General features: G+C 58.3%; 17 protein-coding genes and 1 pseudogene. 12 read left to right on the forward strand and 6 right to left on the reverse strand.

Annotation, left to right across the window (positions count from 1 at the left end; all coding sequences use genetic code 11):
* From B6S09_RS15705 to B6S09_RS15725, 5 genes and pseudogenes are all read right to left on the reverse strand, one after another.
* A pseudogene (locus B6S09_RS15705) lies at positions 1-151 on the reverse strand (DDE-type integrase/transposase/recombinase); the annotation flags it as partial.
* 870 nt (positions 152-1021) lie between these two features.
* Entirely contained in the window at positions 1022-5437 is a 4416-nt protein-coding gene (gene mukB / locus B6S09_RS15710; protein WP_094279444.1) for a chromosome partition protein MukB, read from the reverse strand.
* Positions 5434-6105, reverse strand: a complete 672-nt coding sequence (gene mukE / locus B6S09_RS15715; protein ID WP_094279445.1) for a chromosome partition protein MukE — start codon at positions 6103-6105, stop codon at positions 5434-5436. The genes mukB and mukE overlap by 4 nt, the downstream gene beginning before the upstream one ends.
* Positions 6086-7411 (reverse strand): chromosome partition protein MukF, encoded by a 1326-nt coding sequence (gene mukF / locus B6S09_RS15720; RefSeq protein ID WP_094279446.1) that lies wholly within the window; start codon positions 7409-7411, stop codon positions 6086-6088. Before mukF ends, mukE begins: the two co-directional genes overlap by 20 nt.
* A 167-nt stretch (positions 7412-7578) precedes the next feature.
* Positions 7579-8385, reverse strand: coding sequence for a methyltransferase domain-containing protein (locus B6S09_RS15725; RefSeq protein ID WP_094279447.1), 807 nt, complete (start codon positions 8383-8385; stop codon positions 7579-7581).
* A 72-nt stretch (positions 8386-8457) separates the two neighbouring features.
* On the opposite strand from B6S09_RS15725, the gene elyC reads away from it, so the two are divergent.
* The 12 genes from elyC (at position 8458) to gloA (ending at position 19268) form a co-directional block, all read left to right on the forward strand.
* Complete coding sequence (gene elyC / locus B6S09_RS15730; RefSeq protein WP_094279448.1) at positions 8458-9225, forward strand: envelope biogenesis factor ElyC; 768 nt, start codon at positions 8458-8460, stop codon at positions 9223-9225.
* Positions 9226-9294: 69 nt separating this feature from the next.
* A complete protein-coding gene (gene tpiA / locus B6S09_RS15735) occupies positions 9295-10047 on the forward strand; it encodes a triose-phosphate isomerase (RefSeq protein ID WP_094279449.1) in 753 nt (250 codons plus the stop codon).
* Positions 10048-10411: 364 nt separating this feature from the next.
* Positions 10412-11374, forward strand: a complete 963-nt coding sequence (pfkA, locus tag B6S09_RS15740) for a 6-phosphofructokinase (protein ID WP_094279450.1) — start codon at positions 10412-10414, stop codon at positions 11372-11374.
* Between the two features lie 320 nt (positions 11375-11694).
* Positions 11695-12420 carry a sulfite exporter TauE/SafE family protein gene (locus B6S09_RS15745; RefSeq protein WP_094279451.1) on the forward strand — a complete coding sequence of 242 codons (726 nt, stop codon included), beginning with the start codon at positions 11695-11697 and terminating at the stop codon, positions 12418-12420.
* 79 nt (positions 12421-12499) lie between these two features.
* Positions 12500-13081 (forward strand): electron transport complex subunit RsxA, encoded by a 582-nt coding sequence (gene rsxA, locus B6S09_RS15750; RefSeq protein ID WP_094279452.1) that lies wholly within the window; start codon positions 12500-12502, stop codon positions 13079-13081.
* 1 nt (position 13082) lies between these two features.
* Positions 13083-13637, forward strand: a complete 555-nt coding sequence (gene rsxB / locus B6S09_RS15755) for an electron transport complex subunit RsxB (RefSeq protein ID WP_094279453.1) — start codon at positions 13083-13085, stop codon at positions 13635-13637.
* Entirely contained in the window at positions 13638-15815 is a 2178-nt protein-coding gene (rsxC, locus tag B6S09_RS15760) for an electron transport complex subunit RsxC (protein WP_094279454.1), read from the forward strand. It abuts the gene before it with no gap.
* A complete protein-coding gene (rsxD, locus tag B6S09_RS15765) occupies positions 15815-16864 on the forward strand; it encodes an electron transport complex subunit RsxD (RefSeq protein WP_094279455.1) in 1050 nt (349 codons plus the stop codon). Before rsxC ends, rsxD begins: the two co-directional genes overlap by 1 nt.
* Positions 16864-17496, forward strand: a complete 633-nt coding sequence (gene rsxG / locus B6S09_RS15770) for an electron transport complex subunit RsxG (RefSeq protein ID WP_094279456.1) — start codon at positions 16864-16866, stop codon at positions 17494-17496. The genes rsxD and rsxG overlap by 1 nt, the downstream gene beginning before the upstream one ends.
* Positions 17493-18188: an electron transport complex subunit E gene (locus B6S09_RS15775; RefSeq protein WP_094279457.1), complete on the forward strand. Its 696-nt coding sequence runs from the start codon at positions 17493-17495 to the stop codon at positions 18186-18188. The genes rsxG and B6S09_RS15775 overlap by 4 nt, the downstream gene beginning before the upstream one ends.
* Positions 18185-18829, forward strand: coding sequence for an endonuclease III (gene nth, locus B6S09_RS15780; protein ID WP_094279458.1), 645 nt, complete (start codon positions 18185-18187; stop codon positions 18827-18829). Before B6S09_RS15775 ends, nth begins: the two co-directional genes overlap by 4 nt.
* A gap of 31 nt (positions 18830-18860) precedes the next feature.
* Positions 18861-19268, forward strand: a complete 408-nt coding sequence (gloA, locus tag B6S09_RS15785) for a lactoylglutathione lyase (protein WP_094279459.1) — start codon at positions 18861-18863, stop codon at positions 19266-19268.
* 205 nt (positions 19269-19473) lie between these two features.
* On the opposite strand, the gene cysB is transcribed toward gloA, so the two are convergent.
* Positions 19474-20448, reverse strand: coding sequence for an HTH-type transcriptional regulator CysB (gene cysB, locus B6S09_RS15790; RefSeq protein WP_094279460.1), 975 nt, complete (start codon positions 20446-20448; stop codon positions 19474-19476).
* Between the last annotated feature and the right edge of the window lie 13 nt (positions 20449-20461).

Consider the following 20461-nt stretch of genomic DNA (forward strand, 5'->3'; position numbering starts at 1 on the left):
ATGCTTGCGTCAGAGATACCGTTTTACGCTTGCCCAGTGACCATCCCACGACACGGCGAGAATACAGGTCGATGACGGCGGCAAGGTATAGCCAGCGTGAACCGACCCGGATGTAGGTCAGATCCGCTGCCCAATGTTGATTGGGAGCAGTCGGCTTTGGCTGGTCTTTACGTAGATTCACCGACTTCTGATAAAAACGATGCAATCCAGCTACTTTGCGATACACCCGGGCGACGTAAGCTCAAATATCTTGCTGATTTATCCTCAATATTTCTAAAACGCTGAAGCTCATCATCAAAAGCAGCGCGAGCATAGGTATAAAGAAATTCGTGCTTTTCACTCTTCATCAATGAGCCTTTGGTTGTACTACGCGCAGAGCATAACATTTTGATAGTGAGCACGCTCATTTTTCTGCATACACACCAATACAGTTTTTATTCATAAACCACTGATAAAAATAATTTTTTCATAAATTTAGCCCACACAGCCATGAGTAAAAATGCGCATGCTCGTTATCAACGGCTGCCTGCTCACTATCTACATTTCCCTGCCGTAAACCACTCATAATATGAGTGTTTTTCCGCCTGTTTTGTTGTATACGAGCATGGCCTGGGTGATAGTGCGCACTGTGCCGGCAAGCAGGCTGATGTACTGTATAAACCATCAGTATTTTTGCTTCAGACAGGCTACCGCCGGATCTTACGGGCGAACGGGCCTCTGACTGTGGGCTCTAATTTGGGCCGTTATTGTGCCTGCAGGAGTTAAGAATTTAAATGGGACTTTTGCACAATGGTGGTCTTGCGTCGCGTTTTGGTGAAGGTGGCGTGATTAGTGGGATAGATTCCGGCTCGGAGGCCGGAATGACGGAGCTATGGGCTGGAATGACGGGGTTCCGGGAATAACTGAATATAAAAACGCCCGCGATGGCGGGCGTTTTGAGTTGGCTCGGTGCCGTCTGGTCTGGATTCCGGCCTTCGCCGGAATGACGCAAAATGACGAAGGCGAGAGTGACGAAAAGAAGTTACGCCGCCTCCCCCGCAAAGCCGCGCAGGCCCACTACGTGCACATGCTCCTGGTTGCCGTGCACCTTGCGGATCAGCTTGTAAGTGGTGCCTTTTTCCGGGCTGATGTTTTCCGGCGCTGCAATCAGCAACTGCATATCCTGTCGTTCGCACAGCTCGAACAGGGTGGCAATAGAGCGGACGTCGAGGCGCGCCGCTTCGTCGAGGAACAGCAAGCGGCAAGGCAGCACGTCGCGGCCCCGCAGATGGCGGGCTTCTTCTTCCCAGCTTTGCAGCACCATCAGCAAAATGGCCTGGCCGGTACCAATGGCCTCACCGGTAGAGAGCGCGCCGCTTTCGGCACGCAACCAGCCGTCGGCACCACGCTGCACTTCAATGTCCAGTTCCAGGTAGTTACGGTAGTCGAGCAAGGCCTGGCCCAGTACCTGCGGACTGCGATCCCCCCGCTCCAGCTCGGGGTTAAGCCGTTGATACAGCTTGCCCATGGCCTCGGAGAAGCTGAGCTCCTTGCTGCTGAACAAGTCCTGATGGCGGCCTTCCGGGTCACTTAACGCATCCAGCAGGCGCTGATAGGTGTCGCGAATATTCACGTTCAGCCTCACCCCGGCCACCAGACCAAAGCGAATGTTCTGCAGGCCCTGGTTAAGCTGACGAATACGGGTCTGCTCGCGGCGGATAATGGTGTTGATCTTGGCTGCCACTTCCACGGAAGACAGCGACAGCTGGCCTTCACGCAGGCTCAGCTCATCGGCCAGCCGTGCCAGCTCCACTTCCATTTCTTCCAGCGCTTCCACCGGATCATCCGCCCGGATAATGTCGTGACGAATGCGCGCCTTGAGATGGCGGAACACCAGAATGTAGAACTGTACCTTTTGCAGGGTGCTGCGATTACCTTCGGACAGACGCAGGGCATCACGCAGCTCTTCGTCGTGCTCTACCGCCACTCGCAGGGTACCCAGCGCCTTGTCAGACATGGAGCGTAGTTCGTCGGCATCCAGGTAGGCGAGCTCCGGGCGTTTAAGCCGGCGCTCTACATCATGCTCCCGCGCCAGCCGTTCAACCTTCGACCAGTTGGCTTTGTGAGCCACCAGCGCCTTGCGGGCGGCAAAGTAACCCTGGCCGTCTTTGGACAAACGCTGACTGAGGGAGTCGATCTCGCGCTTGGTCACCTGACGCTGAGCCTCGGTCTGGCTGCGCTTGTTACGGGCTTGCACCAGCTCGCTTTCCAGATCGCGCTTGGCGTCCCGGGCTTTTTGCTCCATGTCTTCGGCAAGCACAATGCCCAGGGCCGCCAGCTCTTCGCGAAACTCGTTCAGAGTGCGGTTGCGGGCATCGCGGCCGGTTACCAGGGCAGTGCGGGCCTGCAGCGCATCGCTTACCCGGCCGGACAACTGCTCGGCACGCAGTCCGGCCTTGCGCCGGGCTTCCTCGGCCAGGGCCAGTTTCGCCTTCAGGCTGTCGTTCATGGCCGAACTCTGGCTCAGAAGTTGCTCGGCATCTTCATAGGCCAGGTGCGGCACCCGAGCCACCAGCTGGTTCAGGGCATATGTACGGGCACGGGCTTCCGTCAGCGCGCTTTCAGCCTGTTCGGCCGCCGCTTTAAGGGCATCAACCCCGGCAGGATCCTGGCGCAGCACCTGCACCTGCTCGGCCAGCCGGCCCAGGCGCTGGCCGTGTGCGGCCATAAAGTGGCGTGCTTCGGTAAGTTTTTCTGCTTCCGCGCTGGCACTTTGCAACCGTTCAGCCACACCCTCGTCGGCAAGCAGCGAGGCCAACGGCAGCAATTTGTGCAGCAAGCCCTGTTGCTCGCGCAGGCTGTCCACTTTGCTGCCCCACTGCATACGCTGCTCGCTGAGAACGGCCCGCTCCTGCTCCAGCTCCTGCTGTTGTCCGGCCAGCTCAGCCAGTTGCTCTTCCGGGCTGGGAGTAAAGGCCTGTTGCAAGCCATCAGTGACAAAATCGCTCAGCTGATGATAAAGCCGGCTGTGTTTTTGCTGAGCAAATGCCGCCTCGGCGTAACGGGCATTTTCGGTTTCAAGCTCTTCTCGGCGCTTTTCCACCTGAGCTTCCCGGGCGGCACGGCCAAACAGCGGTACGGCAGGGAAACGGGAATAGCGCAGCTGACGCTCACCGTTTTGCACATATACAGCCCGCTCCAGCTCGGTGGCCTGCAGCAGATCTTCGTCAAAAGCGTCGGGATTACCCTGAATGAGGTACACATCGGGCGGACAGGTTTCCAGCGCCTGCAGTTTTTCCAGCGCGGCTTCGGGGTCAGCCACTACAATGGCGTTACGGGCCGGGCCGTACAGCGCCTCGTAGTAAGGAGCATCTTCCACCGCAATGTCGTCGTACACCTCGCACAGCAAGGTGCCGCCCAGGTGCTCGCACAATGACACCAGCTCGGGAGAGGCATCACTTCCGCTGCTCAGCACGCGAATATGTTGCTCCAGCTGCTGCTTGGCGGCCAGAGCATGTTGTTTGGTCTGCTCGGCCTGATGCTCGTCGCGCAGGGCCTGCTGCATGGCGGTGGTAATTTCACTGCTGTCGGTGAGTGGCTTGTCTGCCAGCTCACGCAGCCGGTCCAGTGCCTGCTGAGCCTTATGCCAGGCCGGAGCCCGGGCCTTAAGCTCCTTGATCTGCGGTGCCAGCTGGCCTTCCGCAGATTGCAGCTGACGCAGGGCCTCGGTGCATTCGGCCAGCTGCTCTTCAGCCTCGGCTTTCTGCTCGTCAAGCTCGGCCAGCTGCAGTTCCAGTGATGCTTCGCTGTCTACCTTGCGGTTGTGACGCGCCAGCTCGGCTTGCAGCTCACGTACCTTTTGCAGCCGGGCTTCGGCCTGTTTGGCATCGTTAAGCGCACGGCGAATGCCTTCTTCCCGGCCGAGCAGGCTCTGATGCTCCCGGCCCTGTTCAATCAATTGCGTGGCTTTGCTAAAAGCAGCGGCGCGCTCCACCGGGCCGGCCACGGCTTCAAGCAGGGCCAACGCCTGGTCATACTGAGCCCGGGCGGCCTCGGCCAGAGAGAGTTGCTGACGTTGTTCCAGCACAGCCTGGGTCAGCGCTTGCTCGCGGGCCTGATGCTGCTGCTCCTGCTCTTTGGCCTGTTCAGGTTCAAGTGCGGGCAGTTCGCAGCGGGCACGCACATCTTCCAGTGCCTGACGGGCCTGACGATACTGAATGGCACGGGTCTGCTGGGTATCGAGCGCCTGCTGATAATCCGCCAGCTGGCTCTTCAGGCTGTCTACTTCGGCGTCGGCCTCGGTGCGGGTGTCTTGCGCTTGCTGATGTTCGTCCTGCAGCTCGGCCAGCATCTCTTCCTGAATGGCGAGTTTTTCTTCCAGCTCGTCCAGCTCCAGCTGGTAGGACTGAATTTTTTCATTGAGCTTGACCCCATTCAGCACTTTGGCCAGATGCTCGGAGGCAATGTCCAGCTCTTCGGTCAGCATGCGCTCCCTGGCCTGCAGGTGCTCATATTCATCGGCCAGATAAATCAGCCGGGCTTTTTCCTCGGCCAGAATGCGGCGCTCTTCCGCCAGTGCCTTGCGGGCCGACAGAGCGAGATCTGACAGCCGCTGCTTTTCGGCGCTGTTGCGCACGTAGTCGGCGGCGGCGTAATGGGTCGTTTCGGTGATCAACTGGCGGAACAGATCCCGCTGGCGCTGAGTCTCGCGAATGGACTCCAGCGTACGGCGGTTCTCAAAAATCGCCGCCTCCATGTCGGTAAAAGCCTTGCGGATACCGGCGTTTTCCGGCAACAGATAATCTTTCAGGCTGCGGCTGATGGTGCTGGAAATACCACCGTAGAGCGAGGCTTCGATCAGGCGATAAAACTTCACCCGATCACGCTGATCTTTCAGCTTGCGTGGGGTCACGCCCATATCAAACAAAAAGTTATGGTATTCGCTCACCGTGTTGAAACGGCTGAAACGCAGGCCGGCCTCGGTGGCAGCACCTTTCAGCTCATTAAGGGAACGCACCTGGCCACGGCCGTCATCCAGACGCTGCAGCAGCAGCTCGGCAGGAGCCGCTGCTTCGCCAACGTCCTGCAGGGCAAAGGGCATCAGGTTGACCTTGTTGTCGCGGTTGGCCACCTGCTCCAGATGCACGCCAAACCATATCCGCTCCTGCTGAGAGGTGGTAACTTCAATCAGCGAGTAGCAGTGACCCCGCTGCAGCTTGCCGTACAGACCCTTATCACGACTGCCCGACTGACTGCCTGCTTCAGTGGTATTACGAAAGTGCAGCAGGCTGAGATCGGGGATCAATGCGGCAATAAAGGCCGCCATGGTGGTGGACTTACCGGCCCCATTGCCACCGGACAGTGTGGTTACCAGCTGATCCAGGTCAAAGGTGCGGGCGAAAAAGCCGTTCCAGTTAACCATGGTCAGGGATTGAAACTTGCCTCGGGTCACACTCACTGCTCGTTCTCCTGCTCGTCTTGCTGTTCGGCTCCGGCCACGGCTTCGCCTTCTTTAATCATGCGCAGCTGCAGCTCGCGCGGATCTTCATCGCTGCGCACATCGGCGGCAAAACGGAATACCGCTTCGGTGATGCGGAATTTGTCCTGGCTGCCCACGCTGCTCACCATGCCAATACGCTTGAGCCGGCGAATGGCGCTTTTCAGTTTGTCAGCCAGCTTGCGCTTGTCGAGATCACTGCCGCCGGCACGCTGGTTTACCATACGCAGCAGCGCCTGCTCGTTGGACAAGGTCAAAATCTCTTCCTGCAGGTCCTCAACGGAAAACACCCCTTCGTTGATCAGCCGGTCCGGGCTCAGGTAGAGGTAGCACAGCACCTTGCCCACCAGCATTTCCAGCTCGGACAAAATGGAGGTGCCCAGTTCGCTGGTGGAGCGTGGCCGCAGGTAATAAAAACCTTCGGGAGCCCGAACCAGTTCGGCCTGATAGCGCTGATAAAAGGCGTCAAGCTCGGGGTAATATTCCTGCAACAGCGAATGCTGCTCCAGCTCGTCGGCGGTAATGTGCCGGCCTGAACGCAACTGGTTGTCGAGAGCCGGAAACAGCGGATTGGCAATAGCCTGAACCAGACGCGGGTCCAGGGCCTGTTCAGTATTGGTCGATAACATGTGCTTGTACCTTGGCCCCGTGGGCATTAATGGGTTGCCAGTCGGGCATGGGCGCGCCGGCCAGTTCGCCGTCGGCATGGCCGAGCTTCACCGCTTCGTCGATCAGCAGGCGCGCAATGTCAAAGTGCTGGTAATGAGGGTAATCATTGAGGTAATCGCGCAGCACCCCGGCCAGATCCAATGGCTTGCCGGTGGCGGAGAACAGTTCCAGATGCTCACGAATACGGCCTGAAAGCTCGGCCGACACGTCGGTCATGTCCTGATATTCCAGTTCCACCGGCAGCTCGCCGGTCACTTCCTCAGCGTAGGCGGCCATGGTCTCGTCGCGCAGTTCCAGCAACGGCAGGGTCTGACTGACCCGCAGCCGCCAGTTGTGGCTGTCAAAGTGGCGAATGGAATCACGCAGCCGCTGGCTGAAGGCGCGGTTCTTGTCCATGTCGATGGCGGTACGAATAAAGCGATGCACGTGGCGATCGTAGCGGGACCAGAGCTCGATGCACTGGCTGCCCCAGTGAATAATGGCATCCAGCCGGGCCTGCAGTTGCTGGCACAATACTGCCACCGCCTCGCCCCGCGGGGTCTGTTGCAGCTGCTCTTCAATATTAAGCAGGCTTTGCTGCAGGCCATGGCCGGCCTGATCGAGGGTGTCCTGCAACTCTCGCAGGGTCACGCCGGTTTCGCGCAGCAGTTGCTCGCAGGCGTGAATGGCCTCGTGCCAGTTCTTGTTGAGCAATGACGCGATATTGGCCTTCACCGCGTTTTGCTGCTCGTCCATGGTGCGCTGGGTATCGTCGATACGCGCCAGCTGCTCGGCAACCGAATACTTGAGCCGCCCCTCCACATTCTGGGCCCAACCCTGCTCATCGGGGTTGCCGGCAATGGCTTCGGCCACATTGTCCAGCTCCTGGGCAATGTGCTCCAGCAACAGCGACAGTTTTATCTGGCTCACTTCCCGCTGGGCAGAGAAAAACTCCACGATGGCGAGCCCCAGCCGGGTTAAACGATAGAGGCTTTCGCCTTCACCGCCGTCGCCCTGAAAGCGGCTTAGCATCCTCTGGCGCACCAGATCGTTAATGGCATTGTTGGCACGGCTGGTCTGGGTGTCGCCGGCCTGGTCAAAGCCCTTGCTCACATAGCCGAACGCATGGTGCAGCTCGGCCTCGGACAGTTGCGGCTGTTCGCCGCCCCGGCCAAAGATATGCACCGCCAGCAAAAAGGCCAGCCGGTCAGGGGGCAAGCTCACGCCTAAATTTTCCTCTCTGACCCAACCGATCCAGTCCGGCAGGGTGCGGGACATTTCCGTCATGGTGTTGCTCTCTTCACTTTAAATGCCGCCCGGCTAAGGCCCGGCGGCGCATGTTCTTTTTGTCGGGCCTGGCGCAGGCATGTCGTCACTCCCGCGTAGGCGGGAGTCCATCCCACCGACACCGCCGGACTTTCAAACCAATACCAGGGCCGCAAACTCCGGAGCCGCTAGCCCTGGGTGCCCGCCTGCGCGGGCATGACAGTCTGGTCATTTTTCTGAGCCAATACGTGCATATAGCGGCCCAGGTGCATAAATGGCTCAATACGGGAATGGGTCAACTCCATCTCGATCAGCGCTTCCTCGGTGGGAAAGGGCCCATGCACGTTCGACATGTAGTCGTGAAACACCCGCACGCCACTGCGTCCGTTTATAACAAAGCCGAGCTTATGCAGCCAGTCGTCCACATCAGCGGGCCGGCAAGGCCAGCCTGGCGTCAGTTTCTGGCGTCGTTTTCTGACCAGATTGGCGTGCACATAATCGAAGTTGCCTTTTACCAGGCTGTGATAAAGCAGACCATCGCGGTTATAATACATCAGCGACAAGTGCCCGCCGGGCCGCAGCAGCGCGTTTAACGTGGCCAGCAGACCGGCCTGATCTTCCACCCATTCCAGCACCGCATGACACAGGATCAGGTCAAACCGGCCGATGTCAGCCTCGGTTAACGACTGTATGGGACCATGAATAAAGTCGAATTGTTCAGTCAGGTCCTTTTCAGCCACCTGCGTGCGGGCTTCATCCAGCATTTCTGCCGACAGATCACACAGCACTACGCTGTGACCCTCGGCGGCGAGCCGCTGAGAGACAGGGCCGAAACCACCACCGGCATCCAGAATACGCAGCGGCTGGTTGCCTGAAGGCAGCCATTCGGCCAGATCCCGCGCCAGCACCCGCAGGCGTATTTGCCCCTTGGTGGTGCCATAAATATTGCGGGAAAAAGTGCGGCTTTTGCCGTCAAAATTGGTATTGCGCGCCAAACCCGGAGTTTCTTGCTGTTACGAAGACAGTTATTCTGGCACAACCCGTACGCTTAACAAATGCGAGAGTGCATGCCCTTTCTCTTTTTGGCGAAAAAATGGCTGGGTAGCCTGCTTTTACCTCTGCCCCTGCTGCTTTTGATCGCATTTCTGGGGAGCATTCTGCTGTGGAAGCGCCATACACGCAGCGGAATGACCCTGATTTTAGCGTCGCTGCTGGCACTTGCTCTGCTCAGCACCCGGCCGGTGGCCAATTTACTTCTCGCGCCGCTCGAAAATACTTATGCCCCTTTTGAAACAGATGAACAATTGGTAGACGACATTATTGTGCTGGGTGCCGCTCAGGTCGCCGATCCGCGCCTGCCGCTGCTCAGTCAGCTGGGTAATGCGGCGCTGGCGCGTATCAGCGAGGGGGTGCGTCTGGCTCATGCTCACCCACAAGCCCGGCTGATTGTAAGCGGTTATGCCGGCGGCGAAGGCCGCTCCAGTGCCGAATTGTATGTCGAGGTAGCCCAGGCCCTTGGCATTGAAGCCGCCAGGATCACCATGCTGCCACGGCCCAGAGACACCGCCGAAGAGGCCGCTGCCATTGCTCCGCTGATCAAACACCGACAGGCGGTGCTGATCAGCTCTGCCAGCCACCTGCCCCGGGCCATGGCGCTGTTTGCCACCGAAGGAGTCAGCCCTCTGCCCGCCCCGGTAGATCATCAGGCCAAGGAAAGTACCAGTACCTTGCCGCTTTATACCTACCTGCCCAATGCCCGCTATCTGGAGCGCAGCGAACGGGCCTGGCACGAGTACCTGGGGCGGCTGTGGATACGCCTCAGGCGCAATGAATGAACGAAGTGCACAATTCCCGGCAAATCCCTATAATCCCCCCACATTATTCAACTGGTAAGGAAATTTCTGATGCGACAGACTCTGGTTATGGGTAACTGGAAGCTCAATGGCAGCAAGGTGATGGTCAGCGAGCTGATCAGCGCCCTCAAAGCCCCTGCCGCCGAGGCCGCCAATGTGGCCGTGACCGTCTGCCCGCCGGTGCTGTTTCTGGCACAGGCCGAAACCGAGCTTGCCGGCAGCAACATTGCCCTGGGTGCTCAGGATGCAGACGTCAATACCAGCGGTGCCTTCACCGGTGAAAACTCCCCGGCCATGTACCGGGAATTTGGCGTGAAATATGTGCTGGTAGGTCATAGCGAACGCCGCACGCTGCACGGTGAGTCCGATGCCATGGTCGCTGCCAAGTTTGCCGCCGTCCAGGAACAACAGCTGGTACCGGTGCTGTGCATTGGTGAAACCCTTGAGCAGTTTGAAGCTGGCGACACCCAAAGTGTGGTAGAGCGCCAGCTGCAGGCCGTTATCGAACAGTGCGGCATTGCAGCACTGGGTAAAGCCGTGATCGCCTACGAGCCGGTATGGGCCATTGGCACCGGCAAGACCGCCACCCCAGAGATTGCGCAGAGTGTGCACAGCGCCATTCGTGCTTTTCTGGCCAAACAGGACGCTGATGTGGCCGCCGGCGTGCAGATTCTCTATGGCGGTTCGGTTAAAGGTGACAGTGCCGCCGGCCTGTTTGCCATGGCAGACATCGACGGCGCCCTGGTGGGTGGCGCGGCACTGAACGCCGATGAATTCGCTGCCATTATCAAGGCTGGCGCATAAATGCCGAAGCGCCCCTGAGCGCTGCAGGCGGCTGACGAACGTCGTTTTTTTCTGTTGTGACGGCGAAGGAACATCATCCCCAGCGCAGGCGAGTCCAGTTCAATTGTTGTCACTCCCGCCACAAAGGTAGGAGTCCAGTTCAATTGTTGTCACTCCCGCCACAAAGGTAGGAGTCCAGTTCAATTTGTTGTCACTCCCGCCGCAAAGGTGGGAGTCCGTTCAATTTGTTGTCACTCCCGCGCAGGCGGGAGCCCAGTGCAGTATGTCATGGATCTCCGCTTTCGCGGGGATGGCGGTGGTGAAGCATCACATGCTCCAATTTACCGGGGTCATGTCTGCACAAAGGAATGAAAAGAGGAATTTCATGATCAAACGCATTGGGGTACTCACCAGTGGCGGCGATGCGCCCGGCATGAACGCGGCCATTCGCGCCGTGGTACGTACCGGACTGCATCATGGCCTTGAAGTCTGTGGCATTCAAAGCGGCTATCTGGGTCTGCATCAGGATCAGATCATTCCCCTTGACCGCCACAGCGTGTCGGATGTAATCACCCGGGGCGGCACCTTTCTCGGCTCAGCTCGTTTTCCTGAATTCAAGGAAGAGCAGGTGCGCAAGGAAGCGGTGGCCAATCTGAACAAGCACGGTATCGACGGTCTGGTGGTGGTGGGCGGTGACGGCTCTTACATGGGGGCAATGTGCCTGACCGAGATGGGCTTTCCCTGCATTGGGATTCCCGGCACCATCGACAACGACATTGCCGGCACCGATTTTACCATCGGGTTCGACACGGCCCTGAATGTGGCAGTGGAAGCCATTGACCGGTTGCGGGACACCTGCAGCTCCCACAACCGTATTTCAGTGGTGGAGATCATGGGCCGACACTGTGGTGATCTCACCTCATCCGCCGCCGTCGCCGGTGGTGCCGAATATGTGATTGTGCCCGAAGTTGCGTTTGACAAGGATGAGCTTATTCAGCAAATCCACGAAGGGGTGGCCAAGGGCAAAAAGCACGCCATTGTGGCCATTTGCGAGAATGTGTGTGATGTAAACCAGCTGGCCAGAGATATCCAGGATGCCACCGGCCGCGACACCCGCGCCACTATTCTGGGTCATATTCAGCGGGGCGGAACACCCACCGCGCAAGACCGCATTATGGCCAGCCGCATGGGTGCCCGTGCCGTTGAGCTGCTGCTGGAAGGCTTTGGCGGCCGTTGTATCGGCCTGCAGAACAATCATATCGTGCACCACGATATCATCGACTGCATCAAACATTTACGCCGCCCGTTCAACGAAGAGATGTATCAGCTGTCGAATACCTTGTTCTAGGGGAGATTGCCGCAGCGAAGGTTTGACGCTCCCCTGCTTACTTTTCTGTTTACTTTTTCACTTCGTCTTAATTTATGTCACTCCCGCGAAGGCGGGAGTCCATTCCGGCGGTACTGCCGGGCTTTCAAACCGGCATCAGAGACATAGACTCCTGAGCCGCCTGCCACCGGATGCCCGCCTGCACGAGCATGACGGCCAAAGAGCGCTGAACGCCGTATGTGGTGCCAGCCCACATAATTGATCAGGCCAGTGCCATTTGGCCTTCTTCTTCTGCCAGCTTGTCGCCATAATATCTTTTTGTTCTCTGCTTCGGGTTTGCCATGGATCACATCGATACCTTTACTCTGCTGCTGGCCGCTCTGGCCTGCTTTACCGGTGCCTATGTGCAGACTGCCATCGGTTTTGGCATGGCAGTAGTGGCCGCTCCCATTCTGTTTTATCTGGATCCTACGCTGGTACCCGGGCCGCTGATGGTGGTACTGCTGGTCATGTGCCTGGTCAACGGCTGGCGTTTTCGCAAAGGCATTGAATTGAACCTGCTGGCACCGGCACTGCTGGCACGTATTCCCGGCAGTGCCGTAGGCGTCTGGCTGCTGGTGGTGCTCCCCATCAAGTGGCTGGCGGTCCTGATAGCCATCACCATTATGCTGGGAGTACTGGTCCGGCTGAAAGACATCGCTCTGCCCATGACCAGAGCCAACATGGCACTGGGCGGGTTCCTTTCAGGAGTCATGGGCACCAGTACCACCATCGGCGGCCCCCCCATGGTGCTGGTGATGCACGGTGCCGACATGCACCGTATTCGTGCCAACCTGGCCGGTTTTTTTGTGGTATCGACACTGATGTCGGTTGGTGCGCTGGCTACCGGTGGCTTTTTAACCCAAACTCATCTGGAACTGGCACTGCCACTGGCACCGGCGGCACTGCTCGGCAACTGGCTGGCGGTACACACCCTGCACCTGGTATCCAGGCCCATTATGCACTATGGCTCTTTATCACTGTGCACACTTGCCGTGATCGGCATGCTTATCAATACCTTGAGCTGAGAAGACGTCTCACTGCCATTGTTAAACAGGTCATAAAGTCCGATAATAGTCGCCGTTTATTGTCGATTACCGAGTGCTCATGTCTGAATACCTGCTGCTGTTTGTCGGCACCGTGCTGGTCAACAACTTCGTGCTGGTGAAATTTCTTGGCCTGTGCCCCTTTATGGGCGTGTCGGGCAAGCTGGAAACCGCCATTGGTATGGGTCTGGCCACCACCTTCGTGCTGACCCTGGCCGCCGCCTGTTCCTATCTGGTGAACCAATACATACTGCTGCCGCTGGATTTGCTCTATCTGCGCACCCTGTCCTTTATTCTGGTGATCGCTGTGGTGGTGCAGTTCACCGAGATGGTGGTGCACAAAACCAGCCCGGCACTTTATCGTCTGCTGGGCATTTTTCTGCCCCTTATCACCACCAATTGCGCCGTGCTGGGGGTCGCCCTGCTCAACATCAACGAGCAGCATAATTTTATGCAAAGCCTGATTTATGGTTTTGGGGCCGCCATAGGGTTTTCGCTGGTACTGGTGCTGTTTGCCGCCATGCGGGAACGGCTGGCCGGTGCCGATGTGCCAGCACCATTTCGTGGCCCGGCACTGGCACTGGTTACTGCCGGGCTGATGTCGCTGGCCTTTATGGGCTTTACCGGACTGGTCAAGTTGTAATATGACACACATTCTTATCGCCATTGGCGTGCTGGCGCTGCTGGCGCTTATTTTCGGACTGATACTGGGATTTGCCGCCGTGCGGTTCCGGGTGGAATCGGATCCCATTGTGGAACAGCTGGACGAGCTGTTACCGCAAACCCAGTGCGGCCAGTGCGGCTATCCGGGTTGCCGGCCTTATGCCGAGGCGGTGGCCAACGGAGACGACATTAATAAATGCGTGCCCGGTGGCGACGCCACCATGCGCAAAATTGCCGATCTGATGGGAGTGGAGCCTCAGGCCATGGGTGAGGAAGCCGCCGAACCCGAGAAAAAGATCGCGTTTATTCACGAAGACATGTGCATAGGCTGTACCAAGTGTATTCAGGCCTGCCCGGTCGATGCCATTGTTGGCTCCACCAAGGCACTGCACACCGTGATTGCCGATGAATGCACGGGGTGTGATTTGTGTGTGGATCCCTGCCCCACCGACTGCATAGAAATGATGCCGGTCAAGACTACCCCCGACAACTGGAAATGGCAGCTTGAGCCCATTGCCATCAAGCAGGTGAAGTAAATGTCGCTGTTACAGGATCTTAAAGCAGGCAAACTGCACGACTTTCATGGCGGCATTCATCCGCCCGAACGTAAAACGCCGGCCAACCAGACCCCCATTGCCGACGCCGGACTGCCCGGCGAACTGGTGCTGCAAATTCGTCAGCATATCGGCCAGCCCGCCCGCTTGCGGGTAGAAGTAGGCGACACAGTACTGAAAGGTGAACGCCTGACCGATCCCGACAACCCCATGATGATACCGGTGCATGCCCCCACTTCCGGCACCATCAGCGCCATAGAGCGCCGCCCCCTGTCTCATCCGTCCGGACTGGAAGGCGACTGCATTATTCTGGTGCCCGACGGCCGGGATGAATGGCGCGCGCGCTACCCCATGAGCAATATAGAAACCATGGACGCCGACGTGTTGCTACAACGCATTCATGATGCCGGCATCACCGGTCTGGGCGGCGCCGGTTTTCCCTCGCACGTTAAACTGCGCCCACGCAAAAAGGCCATTGAGACCCTGATTATTAACGGGGTGGAATGCGAGCCTTATATCAGTGCCGATGATCGACTGATGCGTGAACACGCCGATGAGGTGCTCGCCGGCGTGGGTATTTTGCGACACATTGTCAGGCCTGCACTCACCGTGATCGCAGTGGAAGACAACAAACCGGATGCCCTGACCGCCTTGCGGGAAGTGAACCGCGACGAAAACGTGCTGGTCGTGGCAGTGCCCACCAAGTACCCGTCCGGTGGTGAAAAACAGCTGATTGAAATTATCACCGGCCAGCAGGTACCCCGCAATGGTCTGCCCGCCGACATAGGCATTGTAGTGCAGAATGTGGGCACCGCCTTTGCGGTAAAGCGTGCCGTGCTCGACGACGAGCCCCTTATTCAACGGGTAGTGACGCTGGCCGGTGAAGGCTTTGGCGAAAAGTGTAATGCCTGGGTCCGTATTGGCACGCCGGTACGCCATTTGCTGACACGTTTTGACTTTGTGCCCGGCCCCGAGCCACGGATCATTATGGGTGGCCCCATGATGGGCTTTACCCTGCACACCGCCGCCGCGCCCGTGATCAAAGGCAGCAACTGCATACTGGCACCGGGCAGCCACGAGTTGTCGCCACCAGTGGAAGAGCAGCCCTGTATTCGTTGCAGCCAGTGTGCCGATGCCTGTCCGGCCAGCCTGTTACCCCAGCAGTTGTACTGGTATGCCCGCGCCAATGAACACGACAAACTGAACAGCCATAACCTGTTCGACTGCATTGAATGCGGTGCCTGCGCCTGGGTCTGTCCCAGTCAGATACCGCTAGTACAGTATTACCGGATAGCCAAATCGGACATCCGCCAGGCCCAGCGTGAAGCCGAGCAGGCCGAACGGGCAAAGCAGCGCTTTGAAGCCCGTCAGGCCCGGCTGGAGCGGGAGAAAAACGAACGCCAGGTGCGTCAGCAAAAAGCGGCCGCCGAGCGCAAGGCACGCATGAAAGAGCAGGTCGATGCCGGGGGCGAAGATCCGGTAGCCGCGGCCCTCGCCCGGGTGAAAGCCCGCAAGCAGGCAGAAGGTACCGACGACATGGCCGCCGCTCGCGCCGCCCGCAAGGAAGAAGCCCGCCGCAACCGCGAACGCAAGGCAACCGAGGCACCCGCTGTCGCCGGTGATGATAAACAGTCGGCCGTGGCTGCCGCTGTGGCCCGCGCCAAGGCCCGCAAGGCCGCGCAGGCCGCAGGGCAAAGCGAGCCCGCCTCCGCACCAGCGGAAAATGCCGGCGACAATAAAAAGGCCGCCATCGCTGCCGCTGTGGCCCGCGCCAAGGCCCGCAAGGCCGCGCAGGCCGCAGAGCAAAGCGAGCCCGACTCCGCCCCAGCGGAAAATGCCGGCGACGATAAAAAGGCCGCCATTCGCGCCGCCGTGGCCCGCGCCAAGACCCGCAAAGCCGCGCAGGCCGCAGAGCAAGGCGAGCCCGACTCCGCACCAGCGGAAAATGCCGGCGACGATAAAAAGGCCGCCATCGCTGCCGCCGTGGCCCGCGCCAAGGCCCGCAAAGCCGCGCAGGCCGCAGAGCAAGGTGAGCCCGACTCCGCCCCAGCGGAAAATGCCGGCGACGATAAAAAGGCCGCCATTCGCGCCGCCGTGGCCCGCGCCAAGGCGCGCAAGGCCGCCGCCAGTTCAACAACAAAATCGGAAGACGACTCCTAATGGCGTTTACTATCAGCAGCTCACCTCATGATCATGCGCCCCTCAGCACCCCGGTGCTGATGCGGCGGGTTTGCTATTGCCTGCTGCCAGGCATCGCCATGCAATGGTGGTTCTTTGGCTGGGGCAGCCTGGTGCAAATAGCTCTGGCGGTACTCACCGCTTATGCCGCCGAGGGCCTGGTGCTAAAACTCCGCCACCGCTCGCTGACGGTGCTGCAAGACAATTCCGCCCTGCTTACCGCCCTGCTGATCGGCGTTGCCATGCCACCGCTGGCTCCCTGGTGGATGGTGGTCATTGGCACCGCCTTTGCCATTATCATTGCCAAGCAGTTGTATGGCGGTCTGGGCCAGAATATTTTTAACCCTGCCATGGTGGCCTATGTACTGCTACTGGTGTCGTTTCCGCTGCACATGACCAGCTGGCTGCCTCCCCTGGAGCTGCAGCAATATCCGCCGGGGCTGGCCGATAGCCTGTCTGCCATTTTCACCGGTTATACCCTGGATGGCTTCAGCCCGCACCAGCTGCGCGAGCTGTCAGACGGCACCACCATGGCCACACCGCTCGACACCCTGAAAACCGGCTTTACCCAGGGGCTTACCGCCAGTGAAGTGCTGAACGAACCGGTGTTTGGCGGTCTGGCCGGGATTGGCTGGCAGTGGGTCAACCTGGCCTACCTTGCCGGTGGTATTGCGCTGTTACGGCTGCGGCTGATCAACTGGGCCATTCCGGTTTCCCTCCTGACCAGCCTGGCGGTGCTGAGTTTTCTCGGCTTTATGATCTCCCCCGACAATACCGCAGGGCCGCTGATCCAGCTGTTCTCCGGTGCCACCATGATAGGTGCTTTCTTTATTGCCACCGATCCGGTATCAGCCTCCACCACATTCAGAGGCCGGCTGATTTACGGGGCCCTTATCGGCCTGCTGATATACCTGATCCGTACCTTTGGCGGCTACCCCGATGCCATTGCCTTTGCCGTGTTGCTGGCTAACCTGACCGTGCCGATGATCGACAGCCTGACCAAACCCGCCACCTACGGAGAGCGCCGCTGATGCTGGAAACAATGCGCAAAAACGGACTGGTACTGGCGGCGTTTGCCCTGGTGTGCACGGCGCTTATCGCCTTCACCAACAAGCTGACCCGCAGTACCATTGTCGAGCAGGAGCAGGCGCAATTACTTCAGGTACTGGACGAACTGCTGCCCGGCGACACCCACGACGAGCCGCTGTTTGAGCACTGTGTCAAACTGCAGAACCTCCAGTATCTGGGCAGCCGGGATCCCCTGCCGGTATTTACAGCCGTCAAGCAAGGTGAGGTGCAGGGATATGCCATTGAAGCCATCGCTCCGGATGGCTACAGCGGCGCCATCAAACTGGTGGTGGGCGTCAATGCCGACGGTACCCTGTCCGGGGTGCGGGTGCTCAACCACAACGAAACCCCGGGTCTGGGTGATAAAATAGAGCTCAAAAAATCCCGCTGGTTACTCGACTTTAACGGCAAGCAGCTGAATGGTGCCGATGACCCGCGCTGGGCAGTGCGCAACGACGGCGGCCAGTTCGATGCCTTTACCGGCGCCACCATCACGCCCCGGGCCGTGGTGGGTGCGGTGCGTAAAGTATTACTGCTGGTCAATGAACACCCCCGGTTACTGACAGAAGCCCCCCGCTGCGGAGAAATGCTATGACCGATCAACACAAAGAGATTGTTCGCCAGGGCTTGTGGAGCAACAACCCGGCCCTGGTGCAGATCCTCGGGTTGTGTCCGGTGCTGGCCGTGACCAACACCCTGACCAACGCCATGGGGCTGGGCATTGCCACCCTGCTGGTGCTGGTAGGCTCCAACCTGTCTGTTTCGCTGGTTCGCCGCTGGGTACCCAACGAAGTGCGCATTCCCATCTATGTGATGATTATTGCCAGCCTGGTAACCTGCGTACAGCTGCTGATGAATGCCTATACCTACGGGCTTTATCAGTCGCTGGGGATTTTTATTCCGCTGATCGTCACCAACTGTGTGATCATCGGCCGGGCCGAAGCCTTTGCCTCCAAAAACAGTGCTCCGCTGGCAGCACTCGACGGCCTGATGATGGGCCTCGGCTTTACTGCCGTTCTGCTGGTGCTGGGCGGGCTGCGCGAATTGCTGGGCATGGGCACGCTGTTCGATGGTGCCGAGCTGCTGCTGGGTGACTGGGCCGCCGGGCTGCGGATGGATGTGTTGCATCTGGACAATGGATTTCTGCTGGCCATTCTGCCTCCGGGGGCCTTTATTGGTCTGGGTCTGATGGTCGCGGCCAAAAACTGGATAGACGGCCGGCTGGCCGCCCGTCGGGCTCCTGCCCCTAAAACGGAAGTCACCCGAGCACGAGTAACCTCTTTATGAATATGGAAAAACGCCGTCTCATTCTGGAGCGGCTGCGGGCAGAAAACCCGCACCCCACTACCGAGCTGAACTTTAACAACCCCTTTGAGTTGCTGATTGCGGTGCTGCTGTCGGCTCAGGCCACGGACGTCAGCGTCAACAAGGCCACCAAGGGCCTGTTTACCGACGGCCCCACCCCCGCCGCAATGCTGGCCCTGGGCGTGGACGGGGTAAAAGAACACATCAAAACTATTGGTCTGTTCAATTCCAAGGCCGAAAACGTCATCAAAACCTGTGCCATTCTGCTGGAAAAACACGCAGGCGAAGTGCCGGAAAACCGGGAGGCGCTGGAAGCCCTGCCCGGAGTAGGCCGCAAAACCGCCAACGTGGTACTGAACACCGCCTTTGGCTGGCCGACCATTGCCGTAGACACACATATTTTCCGGCTGTCCAACCGCACCCGGTTTGCGCCGGGCAAGAACGTGGACGAAGTGGAGCACAAACTGCTGAAATGGGTACCTGCCGAGTTCAAACTTGATGTGCACCACTGGTTTATTCTGCACGGACGCTATGTCTGCACGGCACGCAAGCCCCGCTGTGGCGCTTGTGTGATTGAGGATTTGTGCGAGTTTAAAGACAAACAATATCCGGCCGGTGAGTAACCGCGCCAACACACAACAATGGGAGCAATCTATGCGAATCCTGCACACCATGCTGCGAGTGGGTAACCTGGACACGTCCATCGCCTTTTACACCGACATCATGGGCATGAAACTGCTGCGTACCAGCGAGAATGCCGAATATGAATACACCCTGGCTTTTGTCGGCTACGGCGAAGAAAAAGATGAGGCGGTGCTGGAGCTGACTTACAACTGGGGTACCGACAGCTACGATCAGGGCAATGCTTATGGCCACATCGCCATTGAAGCCGAAGATATCTACGGCATGTGCGAGCAGATCCGTGCCGCCGGTGGCAAGATCATCCGTGAGCCGGGCCCGGTAAAAGGCGGCACTACTGTCATTGCTTTTGTTGAAGATCCGGATGGCTACAAAATTGAGCTGATCGCCAAAGACGATGCAGGCAAAGGACTCGGTAACTAAAAGCCATAAGCTGTCAGCTACAGCCTAACGAGGGGTCTGTAAGCACAACACCGTGCCTGCAGGCCCCCTGGCAGTCATTCCGGCCTAGAGCCGGAATCCATTTTAAAGACCAGATTGCTTCTGCAAACACAGCAGTGAATGCACAATTCCCCGCGACTTACAGCTGATAGCTGACTGCTTCCAGCTCCATCCGAAGGGTGGCCGGTCAACGCATTGGCAACGCCACGTCCTCAAACAGCTTGTCAATTTCATCCGGTGATCTGAGCGCAATGGCTTTGTCAACCCGGTCACGAGTAAGATGCGGAGCAAACCGCTCCATAAAGTCATACATATAACTGCGCAGGAAGGTACCCTTGCGAAAACCGATTTTGGTGGTGCTGGGCTCAAACAAATGACCGGCATCAATCGCCACCAGGTCGCTGTCTTCGTCCGGATTAACCGCCATGCTCGCCAGTACACCAATGCCAATGCCCAGACGCACATAGGTTTTGATGACATCGGCGTCGGTAGCGGTAAACACCACTTTCGGTTCATAGCCCGCGCGATTAAAAGCCACATCCAGCTCGGATCGGCCAGTAAAACCAAAGACATAGGTCACCAGAGAGTAACCGGCAATATCGGCAATGGACGGTTTACTGACCGATGCCAAGGGATGATCTTTCGGTACCAGAATACAGCGGTTCCAGTGATAACAGGGCAACATGATCAGATCCTGATACAAATGCATGGCCTCGGTAGCAATCGCAAAGTCAGACAAGCCTTTAGATACCGACTCACTGATCTGCACCGGTGTGCCCTGATGCATATGCAACGACACTTTGGGATAACGGTGAATAAAGCCTTTAATTACCCCCGGCAAGGCATAGCGCGCCTGGGTGTGAGTCGTGGAAATATTCAGCGTGCCCTGATCGGGGTGGGTGTGCTGGCTGGCAACCGCCTTAATGCTCTCCACTTTACCCAGAATTTCGCTTGAAATACGAATAATATCACGACCGGCAGGAGTGATTTGGGTAAGGTGCTTGCCACTGCGCTCAAACACCTGCACACCGAGCTCGTCTTCAAGCATACGCACCTGCTTGCTGATGCCGGGTTGAGAGGTGTAAAGGCTCTCTGCGGTAGCAGAAACATTAAGATTGTGGTTGGCAACTTCGACGATATAGCGCAACTGTTGAAGCTTCATGATGCTCCGGTTC

This window comes from Oceanimonas baumannii, assembly GCF_002245495.1.
Lineage (GTDB): Bacteria > Pseudomonadota > Gammaproteobacteria > Enterobacterales > Aeromonadaceae > Oceanimonas > Oceanimonas baumannii.